This window comes from Acidobacteriota bacterium, assembly GCA_040756905.1.
Classification (GTDB): domain Bacteria; phylum Acidobacteriota; class Aminicenantia; order JBFLYD01; family JBFLYD01; genus JBFLYD01.
Window position 1 is genome coordinate 38826 of record JBFLYD010000047.1, and the last position, 6451, is coordinate 45276.

The 6451-nt window shown below is 35.8% G+C and carries 7 protein-coding genes; 2 read left to right on the plus strand and 5 right to left on the minus strand.

The window, feature by feature from the left end:
- Window position 1: 1 nt before the first annotated feature.
- Window positions 2–298, minus strand: a complete 297-nt coding sequence (locus AB1410_08185) for a HepT-like ribonuclease domain-containing protein (protein MEW6456671.1) — start codon at window positions 296–298, stop codon at window positions 2–4.
- Window positions 295–684 (minus strand): nucleotidyltransferase domain-containing protein, encoded by a 390-nt coding sequence (locus tag AB1410_08190; GenBank protein MEW6456672.1) that lies wholly within the window; start codon window positions 682–684, stop codon window positions 295–297. The genes AB1410_08185 and AB1410_08190 overlap by 4 nt, the downstream gene beginning before the upstream one ends.
- A gap of 300 nt (window positions 685–984) precedes the next feature.
- Here AB1410_08190 and AB1410_08195 point away from each other — a divergent pair, with 300 nt between their 5' ends.
- Both AB1410_08195 and AB1410_08200 read left to right on the plus strand, forming a co-directional pair.
- The gene (locus AB1410_08195; GenBank protein ID MEW6456673.1) at window positions 985–3495 is read left to right on the plus strand and encodes a hypothetical protein; all 2511 of its coding nucleotides are present in this window, start codon (window positions 985–987) and stop codon (window positions 3493–3495) included.
- On the plus strand, window positions 3496–5241 hold the full coding sequence (locus AB1410_08200; protein MEW6456674.1) for a sodium:solute symporter family protein: 1746 nt from the start codon (window positions 3496–3498) through the stop codon (window positions 5239–5241).
- Window positions 5242–5280: 39 nt separating this feature from the next.
- Here the strand turns inward: AB1410_08200 and AB1410_08205 are convergent, their stop codons facing one another.
- Genes AB1410_08205 through AB1410_08215 form a run of 3 tightly spaced genes read right to left on the minus strand, consistent with a single transcriptional unit; the run spans window position 5281 to window position 6147 of the window.
- Window positions 5281–5451, minus strand: coding sequence for a hypothetical protein (locus tag AB1410_08205; GenBank protein ID MEW6456675.1), 171 nt, complete (start codon window positions 5449–5451; stop codon window positions 5281–5283).
- 40 nt (window positions 5452–5491) lie between these two features.
- Complete coding sequence (locus AB1410_08210) at window positions 5492–5806, minus strand: PhzF family phenazine biosynthesis protein (protein MEW6456676.1); 315 nt, start codon at window positions 5804–5806, stop codon at window positions 5492–5494.
- The gene (locus tag AB1410_08215) at window positions 5737–6147 is read right to left on the minus strand and encodes a hypothetical protein (GenBank protein MEW6456677.1); all 411 of its coding nucleotides are present in this window, start codon (window positions 6145–6147) and stop codon (window positions 5737–5739) included. The genes AB1410_08210 and AB1410_08215 overlap by 70 nt, the downstream gene beginning before the upstream one ends.
- Window positions 6148–6451 lie beyond the last annotated feature (304 nt).

Sequence of the window (6451 nt, forward strand, 5' to 3'; positions counted from 1 at the left end):
TTTAATCAATGTTTCTTCTGAAAAACTCCCTTAAGACAATTTTATACTGTCCTAAATTTTTCGCAATTTCTCTATAACTTGTAATTCTTGCTCCAGGTATTTTTGAAAGAATATGGGCACCAATTTCAAACAGTGCTTCCAAAGCACGCCTTAAATAATGTTCTGCTATTGCAAAATTCTCCCCTTCTTTAAACTCTTCATAAGAAATACTTTGAAATTTTTTTAATTTTTCTACATCTCTTTGAATCTCATCTAATTTTGAAGTAATTGTATGTTTATTTAATGGGATTTCCTTCACACTCTCTCCAAAATTATTTTATCAATTTCTCTTTGAATTGGCTCAAAATCGATATATTCCAGTATTATCTTTTCTTCATAATTGAGGCGAATATTTCTATCTCTTTCATACAATATTTTTCCATTTCTTATTGCATCAAATTGTAATGAAAGGGGAGCATCGTTGAGGAATACTATATCTATTTCCTTAGCTGGAAAAATATCTGAAAATATTGAATAAAGTTTATTATAAATTTCAAGTTTATTTTCGGATAATCTGTTATTTTCAAATAAAATCCCTATATCCAAATCACTTTCTCTATGTTTAATCCCATGTGTAGAGGAACCAAAAAGATATACTGCGATAATTTTTAAGTTTTTTAATTCCTTTTGGATACTTTTCAACATACAACTTTTTTAACACAAAGCATATAAAACATCAATGTTTCAATGCTTTATTTTCCATACCTTTTCTTTAGAACTCTTCTTAATTTCTTTGGTAATCTTTTGTAGTTCTATGAGTATCCTGATTTTTTGCATTATATCAATGACTTTTATCATCCTTTCCATTATATTTTTATTTTTAAAAATATATTATTAGTTCTTGGCTCTGTCAATGTTTGAAAGTTTTCCAAAAAAATGATGAGGGGAATCGAAAAATATAGTAAGATTATGATGTTTTTTAAAATTTTAGTTGGGGAATTTAAAATGGGAAGCATAAAAAAAATTTATACTTTGTTTATTTTTCTTTATTGGATATTTTCATCCATTTTATCTTCTCAGATGGTAAACCCTGCCATTGACAGAGATGAGAAGCCATTTTCATACTTTAGATACCCTGTTGATGTTGTGGGAATAATGGATGGAAGGGAAGGAACTGAGATAACTCCTGAAGGTTATCTTTATACAGGCTATTGCGAATTGATGTTTTTTACTGGAAGCCCTCCTGAACCTGTAAATCAAAGAGTAAAAACTCTTTATAAAGGATACCTTCCAATTATTCAATATCAATTCATAAAGGAAGATGTAAAATATTCTGTTACAATTTTTGCTTTTACTCTAAATGGTAGCCCTGGAGAGAACCTTATAAATTTTATAAAAATAGAATTTCAAAATCTTTCCAATTCCCAAAGATCCGTCTATTGGACAGCTGGAACAAGATACACAGCTGAATCAAATTATATCCATGGAGTCCCTGACCACAGGTTTAAAAGGCCAGCAAAGTCTGAAAGAATAGGAACTTACGAGCAGGCAGGAGAAGAATTCAACCCTGAATGGCAATATGAGTTTTCTGATGGAATGATGATGAGGGATAAAAAAGTCTTATATTTTTTCCCTGAGGAAATTAAACACAAAAAACTCGTCACATTGAGAAATGAATACAGGAGTGAATATAAAAAGCCAAGAATCATGCCAACAACTCCAGTTGGTCTTGTAAAATTTGAAATTAAGCTTGACCTGGGCGAAACAAAATCCCTTGTTCTCAAAATGCCATACCATCCAGTGTGCTGTCCCATAAATCTCTTCCCAACTAATCAACTTCTCGTAAAGCACACTGAAGGGGTATGGGAAAGGGACTTCCCCATGGGTGGGGAGTGCTCAGTGAAGCGTCTAAGGAGGGCTTGCCCCCATAGGGAAAGTGTCGTGGCACAAAAGGATAACGAAAGGTATTTAAGTGACATGACAATAGTTGCTCAAGAGGACAATCTAATAGAAAAAATAAAAAATGCTGATTTTGATGAATATCTTAAAATCACAGTAAATTATTGGGAAAAAATTCTGGGAGAAGGAATTGAGATTTATCTATCTGAGGAAAAAGTGATAAATACTTTCAAAGCAAACTTAATCTATGACCTGATTGCAAGGGACAAAATTGGAAAAGATTATGTACAAAAAGTTAATGAATTTCAATATGATGCCTTCTGGTTAAGGGATAGTTCATACATTGTTAGAAATTATGATATATCGGGTTATCATAAAATCGCAGAACAGTGTCTGGATTTTTTTCTTAAATGGCAGAATGAAAATGGAAATTTTATCTCTCAGGGAGGACAGTATGATGGTTGGGGACAAACTCTGTGGGCATTCGGACAGCATTATAAGATTACAAATGATTTAAATTTTGCAAAAAAAGTTTATCATTCTGTTAAAAGAGCGATGGAGTGGCTCCATAATGCAACAAAAAAGGATCCTCTAAAAATTATGCCAGTTACAACTTCTGGAGATAATGAATTAATAACAGGCCATGTAACAGGCCATAATTTCTGGGCTTTAGCAGGAATAAAAAATGCAATCATTCTTGCTAATGCTCTTGAAGAAAAACAGGATGTAAAATTTTTTAAAAAGGAATACGAAGATTATTTCAAGAACTTTTTAAAGGCATTAAAATACATAACAAAAAAATCTGGGGGATACATACCTCCGGGCTTAGATGATCTGAGTGGTCAGAACTGGGGAAATATGCTCTCGGTGTATCCAGAAAAGATTCTAAACCCATTCGACCAAATGGTTACAGCCACTCTTAACCATACAAAGAAAAAATATCAGGAAGGAATTATGACCTATGGAGATGGAAAATGGCTTCATCTATATCTTACGATGAAAAACACTGAAACAGAGGTAATCCGGGGAGAACAGGAAGAAGTTCTTGAAGAATTCTATTCGATGTTAATGCACACAAGTTCAACCCATACTGGCTTTGAATTTTCAATATTACCATGGGGAGATAGGGATTTTGGACAGAATCTTACACCTCATGGATGGTTTGCTGCAAAATTCAGAGTCTTACTGAGAAACATGCTTTTAAGGGAGGAAGACAAAAATCTTCATTTATTATCAGTTATCTCTCCAGTCTGGGTGGAAGATGGAAAGGAAACATTTGTTAAGAATGCGCCAACAGATTTTGGAAAAATTGATTTCTCAATTAAATTTAAAAAAGATGGCGCTCTCGTATACATAAACTCTCAGTTTCGCATGCCTCCTGAAAAAATCATTATTCATATCCCCTTCTTTGTAGACCTAATCAGCGCAAAAGCTGATGAGAAAAAAGCAAAAATAAAAGATCAAACTATTTTAATTCCTTCGGCAACAAAAAAGGTCGAACTTTTATGGAAGAAAAAATCTGAAATTCCAGAATTTAGTTATGAGAAAACTGTAAAAGATTATAAAGAGGAATACAGAAAAAAATTTAAAGAGTTTCTCGAAAAAGGAGAAAAATAAATGATTCTCAATTATATCGATTGGTCAATCATAATTGTCTACTTTATTTTTTCTCTCATTATTGGGTTATATTTCTCGAAAAGGGCAAGTAAAAGTATTAACGAATATTTTCTTTCAGGGAGAAGCATTCCATGGTGGCTTGCTGGAACGTCAATGGTAGCCACAACATTTGCAGCAGATACTCCCCTTGCAGTCACAGGAATGGTATCAAAACACGGAGTAGCTGGAAACTGGCTGTGGTGGAATTTTGCCATGAGTGGAATCCTTACTGTTTTTTTCTTTGCTCCCCTTTGGAGAAGGGCTGGAGTTATGACAGATGTTGAATTTGCTGAGATAAGATACAGTGGAAAACCTGCATCATTTCTAAGAGCCTTCCGGGCGCTTTATTTAGCTATTCCGATAAACTGCATAATCATGGGCTGGGTCACATTAGGAATGGCAAAAGTGATGGAACTAACTCTTGGAATTAAAAAATGGGAAGCGGTTTTTATATGTTTCGGTGTGACTGTAATCTACTCAATAATTTCTGGCCTCTGGGGTGTTTTGGTCACAGATTTCTTTCAATTTATCATAGCTATGGGAGGTTCAATAGTACTTGCTGTATTTTCCCTTAAAGCAGTTGGGGGAATTGAAGGAATAGTTAAGCATTCTGAAGCTTTGCCTGTAAGAGGTTCTCCCCTTTCTTTTATTCCTGATGTAGGCTCTGCGTGGATGCCTCTAATTACATTTTTTGTTTATGTTGGAATGATATGGTGGTCATCCTGGTATCCTGGAGCTGAACCAGGAGGAGGTGGATATGTTGCCCAAAGAATTTTCTCCACAAAAAATGAAACTCATTCAATTCTTGCAACTTTCTGGTTCAACATTGCCCATTATGCTTTAAGGCCCTGGCCATGGATTCTTGTAGCTCTTTCGTCAATGATTGTTTTTCCTAACCTTTCAGACCCGGAAACTGGATATGTAAGAATGATAAAAGATTATCTTCCAAATCCATTCAGAGGTCTCATTTTAGCTGGCTTCGCTGCAGCCTATATGTCAACAATTGCAACCCATCTTAACTGGGGAGCTTCTTATGTAGTAAATGATTTCTACAAAAGATTTATAAAAAAATCTGAATCTGAAAAGCATTATGTGTTCATCTCAAGAGCAGCAACAATCTTTATCATGCTTCTATCTGGAGTGGTTACTTATTTCATGGGGTCTATTGAACATGCATGGAAACTTTTAATCTCAATCGGTGCAGGAGCTGGATTAGTTCTACTCCTTAGATGGTACTGGTGGAGAATTAATGCATGGTCTGAAATTTCTGCGATGGCAGCTTCTCTAATCATTTCTCTAATTTTACAGGTAGGCTTCAAGCTCGATTCAAACAACCCAATTGACTTCGCTAAAATTATGTTGATAACTGTTTCAGGTTCAATCTTGATGTGGCTTTCTGTTACCTATCTCACAAAGCCTGAGCCAGAACAGAAGCTTATCGAATTCTATAATAAAGTTAGACCTGGAAAACTTTTCTGGAAGCCAGTAGCTGAGAACTTCATGGAGATGGAATCGAAGAACAATCTGCTGATAAATCTTTTCTGCTGGGTTCTTGGCTCTATTTCTATCTATCTTTCTCTTTTTGGGATAGGAAAATTGATCTTTGGGTCTTATTTGAAAGGAATTATATATTTAGCATTATCACTCACTTCAATTTTCATTATCCTATTCCAAATAAAAAGAAATAAACTAAGATTGACAAATTAATTATGTCTTTATTCAGCTCTTTGTGATTTTGATTTTAAATCAGTCATAATGTTTTACTTGAGACCATGTTTCTTTAACCGACTTCTTCAGATTTCTGCAGATGTAGATGGGTAGATTATTTTCATATGGCATGCAATATTGACATTTAATAGTCTCTGCCTGTTCAACTTCTCTAAATAACTTCTTTAGGTCTTTCAGGTGACCACCCAATACTATAAGAATTTCTCCAGAATAATTCCTTTTTTCCCCTTTAGCATTTCTTTTTTACCAAGTCCAAGACAGAATCCGTGGAAAACGAAGGCATCTGGACTCTCCAGAAGAGTTCATATTCGCCTTTAAGCACACAGACTGCATGACCGCGGACACACACTCGCTTAATGATGTCATTTGATAACCATAACCTTACTTCAATTTGACTTGGTCGCCCCATTTCAATTCCCTGTTCTACCTGCACTTTTATTTCTTCAGATTGGTCTGGAGAAACCAATCCTTGCCTTAGCAGATAACAAGCCAGAGCCCCGGAAGTCGTCCTACTGGCGCGGGGTGAAATAGCTCTGTCCACCACGGTACAATTCCATGGGCAACGGCAAAGTAAGCAACCCTCTGCCTACTTTCTGCCTTAGGCATAAACCAGACAAATTCATAGTTCTGCACATCTTGGGCCCGCATAACGAAGCCAAACCAGCCTGCTCTTTCTTGACCCAAATGGTGCCCAAGAAAGCGCATCTCCGCCTGCATCGTGTAATTGCGCTTGATGTCATTTATGAGTGCGACCTTACCGCCGATGTGGTCTACCTCTTTATTGTCGATGATCTGGAGGATCTGTTCGCCCTCGGACTCGTTGATCTGCCACAAAGGAGAATTGGTTATCAGAGTTTTTTTACCCAGATCAACAAACTTGTTCATATGCCTGCCTCAATTTTACAATTTTTTCTTTTACATTTATTTTGCTTAATTCTGAATAACGGCCGAGCGTATCTGAAATTCCGAGCGAAGTGAGGAATTTGGGCGGAGTACCTAAGGCAAGAAGGCAGATACGCTCTGTTGAGCAATGCAACCAATTCATCCATCATTCATCCCATCCCTAGCGTGACTTTACTAAGCAAGAGCGTCGCATAAGAGACAATCTATTGAAATTATTAGAACAAACGATCTTTTCAATTGTATACACTGAATGGGATATTGGTTTTTAAATCAACTTCAAGCAAAC

Excerpts from the sequence above, each read along its gene's own strand:
- AB1410_08190 (MEW6456672.1), bottom strand. The coding sequence starts at position 684 with ATGTTGAAAAGTATCCAAAAGGAATTAAAAAACTTAAAAATTATCGCA.
- AB1410_08195 (MEW6456673.1), top strand. The coding sequence starts at position 985 with ATGGGAAGCATAAAAAAAATTTATACTTTGTTTATTTTTCTTTATTGG.
- AB1410_08200 (MEW6456674.1), top strand. The coding sequence starts at position 3,496 with ATGATTCTCAATTATATCGATTGGTCAATCATAATTGTCTACTTTATT.
- AB1410_08215 (MEW6456677.1), bottom strand. The coding sequence starts at position 6,147 with ATGAACAAGTTTGTTGATCTGGGTAAAAAAACTCTGATAACCAATTCT.